Source organism: Aeromonas sp. AE23HZ002T15 (assembly GCF_054165525.2).
Map to the genome: position 1 here is coordinate 3,409,422 of NZ_CM201342.1, position 16,588 is coordinate 3,426,009.

The 16,588-nt window shown below is 63.3% G+C and carries 11 protein-coding genes; 6 read left to right on the top strand and 5 right to left on the bottom strand.

Features of this window, described 5'->3' with window-relative positions; translation table 11 throughout:
- Positions 1-95 precede the first annotated feature (95 nt).
- The 6 genes from arcB to ACT5M9_RS16030 all read left to right on the top strand — a co-directional run bounded on the left by arcB (position 96) and on the right by ACT5M9_RS16030 (position 11,936).
- Positions 96-2,408: an aerobic respiration two-component sensor histidine kinase ArcB gene (gene arcB / locus ACT5M9_RS16005; RefSeq protein WP_457980476.1), complete on the top strand. Its 2,313-nt coding sequence runs from the start codon at positions 96-98 to the stop codon at positions 2,406-2,408.
- 40 nt (positions 2,409-2,448) lie between these two features.
- Positions 2,449-3,813 (top strand): dGTPase, encoded by a 1,365-nt coding sequence (dgt, locus tag ACT5M9_RS16010; RefSeq protein WP_457980474.1) that lies wholly within the window; start codon positions 2,449-2,451, stop codon positions 3,811-3,813.
- Positions 3,814-4,092: 279 nt separating this feature from the next.
- Complete coding sequence (locus ACT5M9_RS16015; RefSeq protein ID WP_457980472.1) at positions 4,093-4,296, top strand: hypothetical protein; 204 nt, start codon at positions 4,093-4,095, stop codon at positions 4,294-4,296.
- A gap of 149 nt (positions 4,297-4,445) precedes the next feature.
- Positions 4,446-8,720, top strand: a complete 4,275-nt coding sequence (locus ACT5M9_RS16020; RefSeq protein WP_457980470.1) for an ATP-binding protein — start codon at positions 4,446-4,448, stop codon at positions 8,718-8,720.
- Positions 8,713-9,924 (top strand): EAL domain-containing response regulator, encoded by a 1,212-nt coding sequence (locus ACT5M9_RS16025; protein WP_457980468.1) that lies wholly within the window; start codon positions 8,713-8,715, stop codon positions 9,922-9,924. Before ACT5M9_RS16020 ends, ACT5M9_RS16025 begins: the two co-directional genes overlap by 8 nt.
- 38 nt (positions 9,925-9,962) lie before the next feature.
- Positions 9,963-11,936, top strand: a complete 1,974-nt coding sequence (locus ACT5M9_RS16030; protein ID WP_457980466.1) for a methyl-accepting chemotaxis protein — start codon at positions 9,963-9,965, stop codon at positions 11,934-11,936.
- Between the two features lie 78 nt (positions 11,937-12,014).
- On the opposite strand, the gene rfaH is transcribed toward ACT5M9_RS16030, so the two are convergent.
- From rfaH to ppgK, 5 genes are all read right to left on the bottom strand, one after another.
- Positions 12,015-12,515: a transcription/translation regulatory transformer protein RfaH gene (rfaH, locus tag ACT5M9_RS16035; protein WP_438550443.1), complete on the bottom strand. Its 501-nt coding sequence runs from the start codon at positions 12,513-12,515 to the stop codon at positions 12,015-12,017.
- 98 nt (positions 12,516-12,613) lie between these two features.
- Positions 12,614-13,414, bottom strand: coding sequence for a methionine ABC transporter substrate-binding lipoprotein MetQ (locus tag ACT5M9_RS16040; RefSeq protein ID WP_438550442.1), 801 nt, complete (start codon positions 13,412-13,414; stop codon positions 12,614-12,616).
- A 26-nt stretch (positions 13,415-13,440) separates the two neighbouring features.
- Positions 13,441-14,094, bottom strand: coding sequence for a methionine ABC transporter permease (locus tag ACT5M9_RS16045; protein WP_457980464.1), 654 nt, complete (start codon positions 14,092-14,094; stop codon positions 13,441-13,443).
- Positions 14,075-15,118, bottom strand: a complete 1,044-nt coding sequence (gene metN, locus ACT5M9_RS16050; RefSeq protein WP_457980463.1) for a methionine ABC transporter ATP-binding protein MetN — start codon at positions 15,116-15,118, stop codon at positions 14,075-14,077. Before metN ends, ACT5M9_RS16045 begins: the two co-directional genes overlap by 20 nt.
- A 706-nt stretch (positions 15,119-15,824) precedes the next feature.
- Positions 15,825-16,568, bottom strand: a complete 744-nt coding sequence (gene ppgK, locus ACT5M9_RS16055; RefSeq protein ID WP_457980462.1) for a polyphosphate--glucose phosphotransferase — start codon at positions 16,566-16,568, stop codon at positions 15,825-15,827.
- Between the last annotated feature and the right edge of the window lie 20 nt (positions 16,569-16,588).

Sequence of the window (16,588 nt, forward strand, 5' to 3'; positions counted from 1 at the left end):
TGTGACGTTAATCAATAATTTAAACTGCGACCGACAAGAGTTCGGTGCGCCGTGCTGGTATCCTGTTTGCGCAATAGCGGGGAGCAAATAACGCGATGAAGCAAATCAAATCCTGGGCGCAATACTACGTCGACCTGATGACCAAGCTGGGGCTGGTCCGTTTCAGCATGTTGCTGGCGGCGGGCATCATAGTGCTGGCGGTCACCATCCAGATGGGGGTGACCCTGTTCCTGCGTGGGGCCGTGGATGTCGTCGACCTGGTGCGCTCAGTCTTCTTCGGCCTGTTGGTAACCCCCTGGGCTGTCTACTTCCTCTCCATCGTCGTGGATCAGCTGGAGGACTCCCGTCAGCGCCTGAGCCGCATGGTGGCGAAATTGCAGGACATGCGGGAGCGGGATCTCGAGCTCAACAGCCAGTTGCAGGAGAACATCCGCCGTCTCAACACCCAGATAGCCGAGACCAAGCGCGCCGAGACCCTGCGTCAGCAGGCGATCGAGGATCTGGAGAACGAGGTGTTCCAGCGGGAGAAGGCCCAGCTGCATCTCGGGGAGCGCACCGCCCTGCTGCGCTCCTTCATCGACTGCTCTCCGGATCTGGTCTACTACCGCAACGAGGAGGAGCAGTTCTCCGGTTGCAACCGCGCCATGGAGGAGCTGACCGGCCGGGTCGAGGCGGATCTCATCGGATTGACCCCCTTCGATGTCTACAAGCAGGACATCGCCAGCAAGGTGGTGGAGACCGACAAGCAGGTCTTCGCCCAGAACGAGCCCCTCACCTACGAGCAGTGGTTGGAGTACCCGGATGGCCGCAAGGCCTACTTCGAGCTGCGCAAGGTGCCCTTCTTCGACCGCTTCGGCAAGCGGCTCGGCCTGCTCGGCTTCGGCCGTGACATCACCGAGCGCAAGCAGTATCAAGACAAGCTGGAGAAGGCGAGCCGGGACAAGACCACCTTCATCTCCACCATCAGCCACGAGCTGCGTACCCCCCTCAACGGCATAGTGGGCCTGAGCCGCATGCTGATGGACACGCCCCTGGACGCGAAACAGCACCAGCAGCTCAAGACTATTCACCTGAGCGCCGTGACGCTCGGCAACATCTTCAACGACATCATCGACCTGGACAAACTCGACCGCCGTCGGCTGGAGATAGCGCCGACCCGCATCGACCTGCCCGCCTTCCTCGACGAGTTGGAGACGCTGTCACGCATCCAGGCGGAGCAGAAGGGGCTCTACCTGCACTTCGACCGGGACGGCGACATGCCCCAGTTCGTGATGGCGGACGGTACCCGGCTGCGCCAGGTGCTGTGGAACCTGGTGGGCAATGCGGTGAAATTCACCGACGAGGGGGGGGTGACGGTGCGCTGCCTGTCCCATGAGTCCGAAACCCCGGGCAAGTTGGCGCTGCATTTCGAAGTGGAAGACACAGGCGTCGGCATCCCCCGTGGCCAGCAGGAGAAGATCTTCGCCATGTACTATCAGGTGCAGGGCAAGAAGCACGCCACCGGCACCGGCATCGGCCTCGCGGTTTCCCGCCAGCTGGTGCAGGCCATGGGTGGCCGGCTCTATGTGGACAGCGATCCCGGCGAGGGCTCCTGCTTCACCGCCGAACTGGAGGTGGAGTGCGTGGCGCCCCAGGCCATCGAGCCCGAGTTGGAGCTGCCTTCCCTCGATATCCTGCTGGTGGAGGACGTGGAGCTGAACGTCACAGTCGCCTGCGCCCTGCTGAGCAAGCTCGGCCACGAGGTCAAGGTGGCGCGGGACGGCGCCCAGGCCCTGGCCATGGCGAATCCGGACGACTTCGATCTCATCCTGCTGGACATCCAGCTGCCGGACATGACCGGCTTCGATGTGGCGGCCAAGCTGCTTGAACGCTACGGCGACAGCCTGCCCCCCATGGTGGCGCTCACCGCCAACTCCACCGGCGATCGCCAGTACTACCGGGACCGCGGCATGCAGGACGTGATCAACAAGCCGCTCGGCTCCAGGGCGGTGCGGGAGGTGATCGGCCACCTGTTCGCGGATCTGGCGGACGACGAGGCGGACGAGCTGGAGGATGCGGGTAATCAAGATGAACTGTTGGACTTGCCCTTCCTCACCGATTACGCCAGTACGGTCGGCAAGCCGATACTGCTCTCCAGCGTGGATCTGTTCGAGAAGATGATGCCCGACTACATGGCGGTGCTCGATTCCAACATGATTGCCAAGGATCAGGCCGGGGTGGTGGAGGAGGCGCACAAGATCAAGGGGGCGGCCGGCTCCATCGGCCTGCGCCGCCTGCAGCAGACGGCCCAGCTCATCCAGAGCCCGGATCATCCCGCCTGGTGGGAGAACGTGGAAGACTGGATTGAGACGCTGCGCCGGGAATACCCGGGCGACATAGCCCGGTTGCGCCGCTGGCTGCTCTCCTGAGCCGAACATCGATGTCATCAACGCCAAGGAGGCAGACCCCATGTATCAGCGCCTGATCCCGTCCCTGCGAATTCACAGCTGGGGTGACGAATCCTTGCTGGAGGCGACCGAGCAGGATCGCGCCCGCATCGTGCAGGCCGCGCCGGTGCGTCGGTTGCAGCAGAAGACCCAGGTCTTCCCGCTGGATGTGAAGGCATCGGTACGCAGCCGCCTGACCCATTCCCTGGAGGTGCAGGAGACGGGCCGCCAGATCAGCCGCCGCATCCTGGCCCAGCTGCCCGCAGGAACCGTGTGCGAGGGGGCCTTCATCAATCTGGTGGAGATGTCCTGCCTGCTGCACGACGTGGGCAACCCGCCGTTTGGCCACTTCGGCGAGCAGGTGATGAGCCAGTGGCTGGCACAGTCGCTGGATGACCTCTTCGCCAGTGCTCACGAACAGTTGCCTAGCCCCCAGTGGGTCGAGCTGCGCCAGGATCTGCTGGTGTTCGACGGCAATGCCCAGAGCCTGCGGCTGGTGCACAGCCTGCACGAGCTGAACCTGACCCTGGGCCAGCTGGCGGCCCTGTGCAAATACCCGCAGCAGCCGGCCCCCGGGCAGCATTTCGGCCAGCATCACGGCTGGACCAGCAAGCGCGGTATCTTCTTCAGCGAACAACCCCTCTACCAGTCCCTGAGCCAGCAGCTCGGGCTGGCGCCGGGTTGCCGCCATCCGCTGGTGTACATCATGGAGGCGGCGGACGACATCTCCTACTGCATCGCGGATCTCGAGGATGCGGTGGACAGGCGGATCCTCGGTCTCGGGGATCTGCAGCAGGCATTGCGCATGGCGGACGGAGGGGACTACATGGCGACCCTGCTGGCCGAGGCCATGGCATCGGCCAGGGGCTTCTTCCCCCATTTTCGCCAGCAATTGACCCGGGATCTGGCCACCCTGGCGGCCGAGACCTATGTGAGCGAACACGATGCCATTCTGAGCGGCGCCTATCCCCAGGCGCTGTTGCATGGTCAGGCACCGGCGGCACGGGTGCTGGATGTGCTCAAGCAAGTCGCGAGGGAGCAGGTGTTCATGCGCCCCGAGGTGGAGGCGCTGGAGCTCGAGGGTTATGCCGCCCTGCGCGGGGTGCTCTCCACCTATGCCTGCCTGCTGGCGTTGCCGGCCACCCAGTTCGAGAAGCTGCTGGCGGGCAAGGGGGGGAGCGAGCTCTTCTTCGCGCGCAGGCTGTTTCACCGCCTGTCGGCGCGCCACCTCAAGGCGTACCGGTTGGCGGTGGCCACGGCGGATCCCCGCTTCCTGTCTGGGATGGAGCAGGAGTGGTACTACAGGGTGCGGCTGCTGCTCGACTACGTCAGCGGCATGACGGATACCTATGCCCTTGAAGAGTTCCGGCTGCTGTCCGGGATCTGATGCCCGGTGCCCCCCCATATGGGTGGGGCAGATATTGCACGAAATTCGGTGTTTTTCTAGACTGTGGCAACTTGTTCAACTTTCACTCGGTAAGGAGACGACCATGCAACATTCAATGCTCAACGTTGCGTTCGACCGCTGCATCGGCAGCGCGAAGACTCGTGCTCTTTATTTACCGCGTGGAGTGAACAGGTAACACCTGTCTTTTCATCACCCGCGGTTATCCCGCAGGGTGATGTCCTCTCTCCGGGAGAACCGCATGTTCAACTGGAGAATATTATGTCTATCGAACTCGTACTGTTGCGCACCGTCGAATCCCTGGTTCAGAAGCGGATCACCCGGCTGGAGCGTCGCGTCAGTCACCTACACCTCTCTCCTGCCTTGCTCAAAGACATCGGTCTGGAAGGGATGGATGTACAGGTTGCCTACGTGCGTGAGCGGGAGTTTCAAACCGGCTTCCGCCTCGGGAATCGAATAACCTGATGTCAGGGGGCCTGGCCCCCTTCTTGCAGAGAAAATGGCAGGCCCTGGGCCTGCCATTTTTCATTCCCTCCGGGAATGTTACAAATTTATTAGTCGCACATTGAGCCAAAGCCTTTATCATCTCCACCCGGTTTGTAAGGGGTCTCGTCATGCCATCTCGTTGTTACCGCTTCATTTTACTGTGCTGGCTTGCCTGCTGGAGCTGGGCGGCATCGGCCGTTTCCACCCCGAACCCGCATGAGCCAGCCCGCTCTGAGCAGAGCTGGCTGGCTACCCACGATGAGCTGGTGATCGGCATGGTCTCGGTGGACTGGCCCCCCTACATCTACACCAATGGGCGAGGGGGCTTCAGCGGCCCGCTGGATGACTTCGCCGCCCTGGTGGCCGCCCGGGTGGGGATGCCTCTCAAGTACAAGGGTTACCCCGACTATGCCCGTGCCCAGCAGGCCCTGCAGGATGGTGAGGTCGATCTGCTGCTGGGGGTGACCCCGGAGCGTGCCGCCCCCCGGCAGACGCTGGCCACCCTGGACATCATGGGGGTGCCGAGGGGAGTCTTGCTGGCGCGCACGCAGAGCAGTCCTAGCCTGGCGGTGGCCAGGGGGTGGCGCTGGGCGTGCATTCAGGGCTTCGGGGCCTGCGACGAGCTGATCAGGCTCGGGGTGAAGCGGATCGACGAGGCCGAGAGCGTCGACGAGGCCGCCTTCATGGTGAAGCGGGGGCTGGTGGACGCCTATCTGGCGGATCTGCCGACCCTGATCCGGCTGCAGCACCAGCGTCAGCATACCCAGCTGCAGGTGATCACCCCGTCCTGGGTGCCCGATACCCAGCTGGCCATGGTGGTGGCGAGCCGCAACCTGGGGCTGCATTCCCTGCTGCAACGGGTACTGGTAGCGATTCCGGAGGCCGAACGCTGGCGTCTGCTGGAGACCGGTGGGGGGATCGATTACGGCCAGATCCAGGGGCCGCGTCAGACCCTCTTCAATCAGGACGAGCTGAACTGGCTGGCCCAGCATCCAACCCTGAGATTCGGGGTGGCCCCCCACTGGCCAGCGGTGAGCGAGACCGACTCGCGCGGCCAGCTGACGGGTTTCGTGGCCGATCTGCTGAAACTCGTCAGCGTTCGCTCCGGCCTGCAGTTTTCCCTGATCCATACCCAGGACTGGGCCGATACCATAGCGCAGTTTGAAGCCGAGAAACTGGACTTCATTCCCGCCATCACCCCCACCGACGAGCGTCGGGGCAGCATGCTGTTCACCCCGGATTACGCCTTCATCAACCGGGTGATCGCCGCCAGGCAGGGGGTGGACGAACTCTCCAGTCCGGTGCAGCTGAAGGGACACAGGGTCGGCATGGTGGCCGGCTCGGTGGAGAAGGTACTGCTGGATCAGGTGGGAGCCAAGATAGTCACAACAGGCAGCGACAGCATGTTGCTACCGCTGCTCGACAGCGGTGAGGCCGACTATGTGCTGATGAGCATGACGACCCTGGAACTGGCCCTGAAGAAGGGGTTCAGCGATCGCTATCAGGTCGTGCTCTCCGGCAATGAGCTGCGGGTGCCGGTCGCCATGGCGGTGCACAAGCAGGATCCCATGCTGCAGCAGATCCTGACCAAGGCGCTGCTATCGGTCCGGCCGGAGGAGCTGGCCAGGCTGGAACACAAGTGGATGTCCCTGACCATACAGACGGGCATCGATCCGGCGACCGTGTTGCTCTGGTCCTCCCTCGGTGCCGGTATCTTCCTGTTCTGCGTGCTGCTCTTCGTCGGCTGGAACCGCACCCTGCGCCGCCAGATCCGGCAGCGTCAGCAGGCCGAACGCCAGCTCAGCGAACAGCTGACCTTCGTACAGACCCTGCTGGACTCCCTGCCCAACATGGTGGTGCTGAGGGACAAGGATCTGCGCATCACCCTGTGCAATCAGGCCTATAAAGATGCCTTCGTGCGCCAGGGGGAGGATGACAGGCTCTACCTCGGCAGCATACCCCCGTCCGAGCGGGATCGGGTGCTGCGGGAGGAGCGGGAGGTCTGGCTACACGGCGAGATGCTGGAGGGGGCAGGCTACAGCCGCCGTCAGGATGGCTCGTCCTTCCACGTGATCTATGCCAAGCAGCCATATCGTTCGGGAAATGGCGACATGTTGGGGGTCCTGACGGTCCTGACCGATGTGAGCAGCATAAAAGAGGCCGAGGCGCGGGCGCGCAAGGCGGAGCTTCGCCTCACCCAGATCACCGACAGCATGCCGGGCATCGTCTATCAGTACCTCTGGATCGGGCCCGGCAAGGGGCGCTTCCTCTATGTCTCACAGGGGGCCGGCGAGATACTGGGCGTGAGCGACGAGCAGATGCTCATGATGGAGTCCGGTGGCGAGCTGTTCGGCTTCACCGAGGCGGCGCTGCAGGAGTTCGTCGGCAAGGTGGCCCACCATGCCGAGTCCCTGGCCCCCCTGGATCTCGAGGTCAAGGTGGATCGCCAGGAAGGGGTGCGCTATTTGCAGGTGCGCGGCAGCTTCGTGCGTCAGGAGGAGGGGCTGCTCCTCAACGGCGTCATCCACGACATCACGGCCCTCAAGCAGCAGGAGCTGGAGCTCAGGGATGCCAGGGCCGTGGCGGAGCAGGCGATGCAGGCCCGCAGCCGTTTCCTCGCCACCATGAGCCACGAGCTGCGCACCCCCATCTCCGGCATGCACGGCATGCTGGAACTGCTGCAGATGAGCCAGCTCGACGACGATCAGCGCTATCTGCTGCGCAACATAGCGACCTCGGCCAACAGCCTGCTCTATCTGGTCAACGACATCCTGGACTTCTCCAAGATGGAGGCCGGCCAACTGCAGCTGCACTATCACCCCTGCCGCCTCACGTCGGTCATCTGCGATGTCATTCGTGGTCATGCCACCCTGGCTCATGGCAAGGGGCTCAAGGTCACGCTCGCCTGGGGACGCGAGGTGCCGGATCAGGCCAGCCTGGACGAGATCCGGGTCGGTCAGGTGCTCTCCAACCTGCTCAATAACGCGGTGAAGTTCACCGAGGCGGGGGCCATCGCCATCCGGGTGAGCTATCGGGACAATAGGTTGCAGTTCGTGGTACAGGACACCGGGATCGGCATAGCCGCAGACAAGCAGGCGCATCTGTTCACCCCCTTCAAGCAGGTGGAGTCCGACATCACCCGCCGGTTCGGCGGCACCGGGCTCGGGCTCGCCATCTGCCACCAGCTCAGCCAGAAGATGGGGGGGGATCTGTTGCTGGAGAGCGAGAGCGGGGTGGGGACCCGGGTCACCTTCAACGTGCCGCTGCGAGAGTGCCTGTGGGACACCCCCCCCCTGGCCGGGCAGGATTGGTGGTGGCTCGGGGAGGATGGCTCGCTGCAGGAGGCGATGACCCAGCTCGGCGCCAGATTGCATCCGCTGCCGCCGGACGGGTGGCAACACCTCTCGGGGGGGCGCCTCATTGCAGAGGAACGCCTGCTTGATCAGACCCTGGGAAGCGACTGGCAGCGGCAATTGCAACAGAGCTCCCTCAAGGGATTGGTGATGTCGACCAAGGAGGCCCTGCGCAGCCGGATGGAGAGCGATGCCTGGTGGCGCCTCGGCCTCTCTCCGCTCTATCCGGATCTGTTGCTGGAAACTTGCCATCAGCTCGCGGGCAAGGAGGCCCCCCGGCCTGCACAGTTCCAACTGGATAAGTTGCAAGGACGGGTGCTGGTGGCCGATGATCACCCTGTCAACCGGGCCCTGCTCGCGCGTCAGCTCGCCGTGCTTGGCATCGAGGCCGAACTGGTTGAGGATGGGGAGAAGGCGCTGCGACTCTGGCAGGGCCAGGGGTTCTCCCTGCTGCTGACCGATTGCCACATGCCGGTGATGGATGGCTACAGTCTGACCAGGGCTCTGCGGGCGGCCGGAGAGTCGGCCCCCATCATAGGGGTCACGGCGGATGCCTCTGAGACGGCCAGCGATCAGATGCTGGCAGCTGGCATGGATGACATGCTGTTCAAGCCCTATAGCCTGGACACCCTGCGCCAGATGCTGCTGCGCTGGCTGCCGACGGCGATGGCGACGGGGGAACCCAGGGCTGCCGAGCCGGCATCGCCGGATGACAGGGTTCCGCTGTCGGCCTCCCACTGGATCTCGCTGTTTGGCGATGCAGAGGTGGCCCGCGAGATGGCCTCGGAATACCTGGCCTCCAACCGTCAGGACGGGGAGGAGATGCGGCGGGCTCTGGGCCGTCAGGATACTCAGGGGCTGGTGGAGATTGCCCACAGGATCAAGGGGGCCGCCCGCATGGTCGGGCTGTCGACCTTGGCGACGGAGGCGGCCCAGCTGGAGGCGGCGGCCCGTCTGAAGCAGATGGACAGGCTGGCGCAATTGTGCCAGCGAGTAGACACATTGATGAACGGGATCACAGGCGACATTGGATTATGGCTCGATGAATAATACCCAGCATGAGTTGACCATCCTGGTGGTGGAAGATCACAGCTTCCAGCGCAAGGCGCTGATGCATCAGGTGAGCACGCTCTGCCGTGGCCAGGTGCTGGAGGCCGGGGATGGGGAGGCGGCGTTGGCGCTCTGTCAGCGTCATCAGGTCGATATCCTGTTCTGCGATCTGCGTATGCCCGGCATGGACGGCATGGCCCTGCTGCGTCGACTCTCCCTCGGGGGCTTTCGCGGCGGCATCATATTGTGCAGCGCCCTGGAGGACGACGTGGTCGATGCCGTGCTGCGCATGAGCGCCGCCTACGGCCTGCAGGTGCTGGGCCGCATCGGCAAGCCCGCCACCCACCAGCAGATCCGGCAGCTGATCGACAGCTGGCAGCCGCGGGAGGAACGCAGCCGGGAGGAGGATCACCACAGCCTGACCCTGGATGAGCTGAGCCAGGCGTTGGAGCAGGATCAACTGCTGCCCTGGTATCAGCCCAAGGTGAGTTTTGGCAGTGGCCAGTGGATCGGCATGGAGGCGCTGGCGCGCTGGCAGCACCCGGAGTACGGCCTCATCTCGCCGGCCCGCTTCATCCCGCTGGCGGAGCGGCACGGCCTCATCGATCAGCTGACCGAGGTGATCATCGGCAAGTCTCTGCGGGACGGCCACCTGTGGGAGCGCACCGGGCTCTCCCTCAACCTGTCCATGAACCTCTCCACCACCTCCCTCATCGAGGGGGATCTGTGCAACACCCTGCTCAGCCACTGCCAGCGCTGGAGCATCAACCCCGAACTCATCACCCTGGAGGTGACAGAGAGCGCCTTCGTCAAGGAGCTGGGCAAGTCCCTCGAGGTGTTGACCCGGTTGCGCATGCACGGCTTTGGCCTCTCCATCGATGACTTCGGGACCGGTTACTCCTCCATGCAGCAGTTGGCGCTGCTGCCCTTCACCGAGTTGAAACTGGACCGATCTTTCGTCGATCGCTGCTATGAGGATCCCTCCCGGCTCGCTATCATCGAATCCAGTATCGAGCTCGCCCGCAAGCTGGGACTCAAGTCGGTGGCGGAAGGGGTCGAGGATGAACCCACCTGGCAACTGCTGAGCCGGTTGGGGTGCGATGTCTGCCAGGGCTTCTTCTCCGCCCGCCCCATGCCACGGGAAGAGCTGCTGGCATGGCACCGCACCTGGCTGGAACGATTGCCGGCATTGATCAAGGTATGAAGTCCGGGCAGGATGCCCGCCGTCGAACAAGGATGTTCATGAAAATATCGAGCAAGCTGCTACTGAGCTTTTGTTTCATCAATCTGCTCATCATTCTCTCCTCCGCCCTGGTCTACCATCAGCTCGGCCGCATCGAGCAGTCGCAGTATGCCCTGCTGGCACAAACCCTGCCTGCCCTGCAGCGGGACGAGGCGAGCCAGAAGGCCCTCATCGCCACCGTCTCCTCCCTGCGCGCCTATCTCATCCTCGGCAAGGATCCGGCCCAGGGGACGCGTCTCAAGGGGGAGTGGGAGTCGGCCTGGCGGCTCATCGAGGGGCAGTCATTCAAGCCTGCATTGGTGCAATCCCTCAAGGGGTTCAAGGCCAGTCAGGAGAAGGTGTGGGCCCTGGCCCATACGGAGGAGAACCTGCCGGCCCACAGCCTGATACTGCTGGAGGCGGGGCCGCTCGCCGAGGCGGCGCTCGATCAGCTGCAATCCTTCGCCAATGAGGAGGTGGCGACCCCGCAAGCCGATCTGCCGGGGGATCGCCGTCTGCTGCTCAAGCAGGTGGGGGATGCCTACAACGGCCTCGCCAATGCCCTCTCCGCCCTGCGGGACTTCCTCATCTCGGGGGAGAAGGAGTATCAGGAGAAATACCAGGGTTACTACCAGTTCCACCTGCAGCGGGTGGCCGAGCTCAAGCAGCAGGAGGCCAACTTCAGCGAGGCGCAGAAGGGGCTCTGGGCGCTGTTCGAGCAGATGTCCGCCCCCTTTGCCGAGCTGGTGGGCCAGGTGATCACCCTGCGCCAGGCGCCGGACTGGGACAGGGCCAATCACCTGATGGCCACCGACGTCGAACCCGCGCTGACCCGCCTCGCCAGCCAGCTGGCCTCCCAGGTGACGCACACCCGGGGGGAGGTCGATGCCATGGCCGACAAGATGGCCAGCGCCAGCCAGACCATACACCGCACCCTGCTGCTGGCCACCACCAGCACCATTTTGCTCGGCACCCTGGTGGCCCTGCTGTTCAGCCGCCGTCTGACCCGGGACATAGCGAGTCTGGTGGCCCGTGCCGGGCAGGTGGCGGATGGCCGCCTGCCGGCGGAGCCCTTGCCGGTGCTGCGCCAGGATGAGCTGGGAGGGTTGACCGGCTCCATCAACCGGATGTCGGGCCAGCTGCGTCAGCTGGTGGGCGAGATCCAGGGGGCGGTCGGCCAGGTGCAGGGAGCCTGCGGCGAGGTGGGCCGCACCAGCAACACCATAGTGGACGAGCTGGCGAGCCAGAATCAGCGGGTGGACACGGTCGCGGCCGCCATCGAGCAGATGTCGGTCAGCACCCGGGATGTGGCGGGCAACATCGCCGAGGCCGCCGAGGCGGCTCGCCAGACCGAGCGGCAGGCGAGGCAGGGGGGCGACGCCCTGGTGCGCATGGAGACCACCATGGCGCAGATTGCCGTCATGATCACCGAGGCCAACCAGGCGATGGGGCTGCTCAGCAGCCAGAGCGAGCAGGTGGGGCGCGTCACCGAGGTGATCGCCACCATCGCCGAGCAGACCAACCTGCTGGCGCTCAATGCCGCCATCGAGGCTGCCCGTGCCGGCGAGCAGGGACGGGGCTTTGCGGTGGTGGCCGACGAGGTGCGCCAGCTGGCCAGCCGCACCAGCCAGTCGACGGCGGAGATCAATCAGACCATAGGAAGCATACAGCACCAGACCCGCCAGACCGCCGACACCATAGGCAGCGGCACCCGGCTGGTGGCGCAGGGGCATGAGGTGGTGACTTCGGTGACCGGGGCGCTGGAGACCATGATGCAGCTGGTGCAGGATCTCTCCAGCCAGCTCGGCACCATAGCCACCGCGACCGATCAGCAATCCAGGGTCGCGCAGGAGGTGGCGGGAACCGTGGAGGAAATCGCCACCCTCAGCCGTCACTCCAGCGAACACAGCCGGCAGGGGGAGGCGATCGTCGAGCGCCTGACCCTGGAGACGGGTCGATTGACCTCGGCCATCAGCCGTTTCGAGCTGAGATGAGCGACGTGGAGATGAGCAAGAGGCGGGCCCATGCCCGCCTCTTGTCTATATGCCTTGCAGAGACTGCCGGAGCCGCTATCAATCCAGCCGGCGGAAGCTCTCGTTGTCGAAGCTGCTGCTGGTTTCCTGATTGAGCAAGGTGACCAGCAGGATGGCCCGCTTCTCGCCGTCCGGCTCCAGATAGATGGCCTCGAAGCCGGCGAGGGGACCCGATTCGATGAGCACCTTGTCCCCCTGGCTCGGCAGGCGGGCGTAGCAGGCCCTCGCCTCGTCGCTGTCGTCGCGGCTCATCAGGCGGTAGATGATCTGGCTGCTGACGGAGCTCCACTCCTTGCCGAAATGGATGATGCGGCTGATGCCGCGGGTCGACTTCAGGGTGATGGGCGGGATCACCTCGAGATCGACGTAGATGAACAGGTAGTTGGGGAACATGGGTTCACGAACCGGTACTCGCTTGCCGCGGCGCAGCTTCTCGATCTCCACCATGGGGTAATAGGATTCGACGCCCTGGGCTGCCAGATGAGCGCGGGCGCGGGCCTCTTCCTTGGGCTTGCAGTAGGCCAGATACCATTTCTTCATTGTTCTGATTTTTGTCGTGTTGCCGTGCTTGTGGCCTATGATAGCGGGGGTAAAAAAAAAGGCCACGCTTGGCGCGGCCTTTTTTACAGAGTAAGTGGTTACCAACCTTTCACCAGGCCGCCCTTGAACAGCTCGGTGCCTTTCTTGTAGACCTCGTCGGTCTGGAAGGACTGGACGAACTCCTTGACCTTCTCGTCATCCTTGTTGTTCTCGCGGGCAACGATCAGGTTGACGTAGGGGGACTCCTTGTCTTCCACGAACAGGCCGTTCTCGGTCGGGGTCAGCCCAATCTGACCGGCGAAGGTGTTGTTGATGATGGAGAGATCCACATCTTCCAGGGAGCGCGGCAGCTGAGCGGCTTCCAGCTCGACGATCTTGAAGTTGCGCGGGTTGCTGGCGATGTCCAGTACGGTAGCTTCCAGGCCGGCACCCTCTTTCAGTTTGAGCAGACCTTGCTTCTCCAGCAGGATCAGGGAGCGACCCAGGTTGGTCGGATCGTTCGGCACCGCGATCTGGGCGCCGTCTTTCAGCTCGGAGAGCGCCTTGATCTTCTTGGAGTAACCGGCGATCGGGTAGACGAAGGTGTTGCCAACCGGTACCAGCTTGAAGCCGCGATCACGGATCTGGGCATCCAGATAGGGCTTGTGCTGGAAGGCGTTGACGTCGACGCTGCCGTCGTTCAGTGCCACATTCGGGGTGACGTAGTCGGAGAAGGTCACCACTTCGACGTTCAGGCCGAACTTCTCTTTCGCGACCTTGGCGGCGGTCTCGACCAGCTCGGTCTCGGGACCGGCGATGGCGCCCACCTTCAGGGTCTTGTTCTCTTCCTTCTGGCCGCAGCCGACCAGAACCAGGGTTGCCAGCAGTGCAGCCGCAGCGGATTTAATGCCCAATTTCATAAAAACCTCCTGTCAGAAATCGACGATTAACGATGATCACATTGTTGAACCAGGCGCTCACCTGCGCTCTGGATGAGTTGAACCAGCACCACCAGAATGACCACGGTGACCAGCATGACGGTGGGGTCGAAGCGCTGGTAGCCGTAGCGAATACCCACATCGCCGAGACCGCCCCCCCCGATGGCACCGGCCATGGCGGAGTAGTTGACCAGGGTGACGAGCGTAATGATGACGCTGTTGAGGATGCCGGGCAGGGCCTCGGGCAGCAGCACCTTGGTGATGATTTGCAAGGGCTTGGCCCCCATGGCCTTGGCCGCTTCCAGCAGGCCGTCCGGCACCTCCATCAGGGCTCCTTCCACCAGGCGGGCGATGAAGGGCACGGCGCCTATGGTCAGCGGCACTATGGCGGCTATGGTGCCTATGCTGGTGCCGACGATGAAGCGGGTCAGCGGAATGATGGCGACCAGCAGAATGATGAAGGGCACGGAGCGACCGACGTTGACGATGACGCCCAGGGTCCGGTTCAGCACCGGGTTGGCCAGGATCTGGCCGGCCTTGGTCACGTGCAGCGCCACGCCGAGCGGCAGGCCGAGCAGGCAGCCGAACAGGGCGGAGGCAAACACCATGATCAGGGTGTCGCCGAGGGCCGAGATCAGCAGATTAATCATTGCTTCGGACATAACCCATTACCTCCAGCTGAATGTGGTTGTCGATGAAGAACTGCTGGGATGCCTCGCACTGGGCCTCGTCCCCGAACAGCTCGGCCAGCAGGAAGCCGAACTTGACCCCGCCGGCGTATTCGATGTCCGCACTCAGTATGCTGATATCGATGTTGAAACGGCGGCTCACCTCGGAGATCAGCGGTGAGTCGACGGTCGAACCGGTGAAGCCGAGCTTGACCAGGGGGTAGCTGCCGGGCACGCGCTCCGGGCTCATCCGCTCCTGGTACTCCTGCGGCACCTCCAGATGGATGGTGGAGTGAATGAAGTCACGGGCCAGCTGGGTCTTGGCGTTGCTGAAGAACCAGGCCACTTCCCCCTGCTCGATGAGGCTGCCGTCGCTGATGATGGCGACCTCGTCGCAGATCCCCTTCACCACGTCCATCTCGTGGGTGATGAGCAGGATGGTGAGCCCCAGCTTGATGTTGATCTCTTTGAGCAGGGTCAGGATGGAGCGGGTGGTCTGGGGATCCAGGGCCGAGGTGGCCTCGTCGCACAGCAGCACCTTGGGAGCGGGCGCCAGGGCTCGGGCGATGGCGACGCGCTGCTTCTGACCGCCGGACAGCTCGGACGGATAGGCCTGGGCACGGGCTTCCAGCCCCACCAGGGACAGTAACTCTTCGACCCGACTCTGGATCTTATCCTTGCTCCAGCCCGCCAGTTCCAGCGGGAAGGCGATGTTCGCGAACACGGTGCGGGAAGAGAGCAGGTTGAAGTGCTGGAAGATCATGCCGATCTGGCGGCGAGCCTGGGTCAGATCCCGCTCGGGCAGGGCCACCAGATCCTGGCCATCGACAATGACCTGACCCTCGGTGGGGCGCTCCAGCAGGTTGACGCAACGAATGAGGGTACTCTTGCCGGCACCGGAGGCGCCGATCACCCCGAAGATCTTGCCTTGGGGCACATGCAGGCTGACATCACGCAGGGCGTGCACGGCATCACTGCCTTTACCGTAGACTTTGTTGAGACCGATCAACTTAATCATGGATTCTTCCGTGCTAACAGCCTTAAAGCACAGGGCGCTACAGGCGGGTGAATTGGGCAGAGGTTTCACTGGGTTGCTCTGTCATTATGGAGGATGATGCTAAGATGTCTGGATGGCCATGTCAACGCGTGTTTCTACGTCTAGACGTCTAAAAAATGGATAAGGATTGCCGCCATCCGGCTATGGCGAAGAGGGTCTGGAGAGTCGTGGATATATAATTCGAAATACAAACCAGAGTGCCGTTCATATGACGGTTTGTGAGTTGTAAGCCGTTGTTTCACTGGTTTTAGTCGGGAGCCTGTCTGGCTGTTCCCAATGGCTTGTCCACAAGATGACATGAATATTATTCCCTTGTCTCGCTCTCTTTTTTATCTTCCCGGTGAATTCAGAACAATAAACAGTCAGTTCACGGTGAGCCTGCTTTTTATTCAGGGACGATCCTGTGATGGGAAGGGGGCTGGATGGGGCTCATGGATGCTGGAAAAGGGAGCCGTTTGAGCGGCGCTTTATCGAGGGACGTGATGAGGCAGGGTGCAGGGGATGTGAAGGTTGGCCGCCGGTGTTACCCTGCCGGCAGATAATCTGTCTTCTCATGAAGAGGGTGTCAGGAGAGGTGGTCCGGCGCCGCGACAACTTGGCGTCGCCCCTGTGCAACATGAGAGAGGCCCGGCATCTGCCGGGCCTCTCCAGTTTCGGGGAGCGGGGATCACTTCCCTTGCTGCGCCTCGGCGTAGAGGGCTGCGCCTATGATGCCCGCCTGGTTGAGGCTGGCCGCCGCCACCAGGGGGGCCCGGGTCTCAATCTTGTCGATGAACTTGTCGAGCTTGGCGGCGCTGCCGCCCCCCAGGATGAAGAGGTCGGGGGAGAACAGGAACTCCAGCCGGGCTAGATACTTGTTGAAGCGCTTGCCCCAGCGGCTCCAGGAGAGATCCTCGCGCTTGCGCACCGCATCCGAGCAGTAGTGCTCGGCGATCATGCCTTCCAGCATCAGGTGCCCCAGCTCGGTGTTGGGGAGCAGCTGACCGTTGACGAAGATGGCGGTGCCTATGCCGGTGCCGACCGTGATGAGGATGACGACCCCCTTGCGATCCCGGCCTGTGCCGAAGCGCATCTCGGCGATACCCGCGGCGTCGGCGTCGTTGAGCACGTGGCAGGGCAGGCCGGTCACGTCCGAGAACAGGTGAGCGGCATCGGTCTCGACCCAGCTCTTGTCGATGTTGGCGGCGCTCTTGGCGATGCCGTTGTGGATGATGGCGGGGAAGCCGCAGCCCACCGGCCCCTTCCACTGGAAGTGCTCGACCAGCGCCTTGAGGGTGTGGGCGATGGCGGCCGGCGTGGCCGGCTGTGGAGTGGCCAGGCGGTGGCGCTCGCCGATGAGCTCGCCGGTCTTCGTATCGACCAGGCAGCCCTTGATCCCGGAGCCCCCTATATCTACTCCCAACATCTGCATCAGAATCTTCCTTTTTGTGT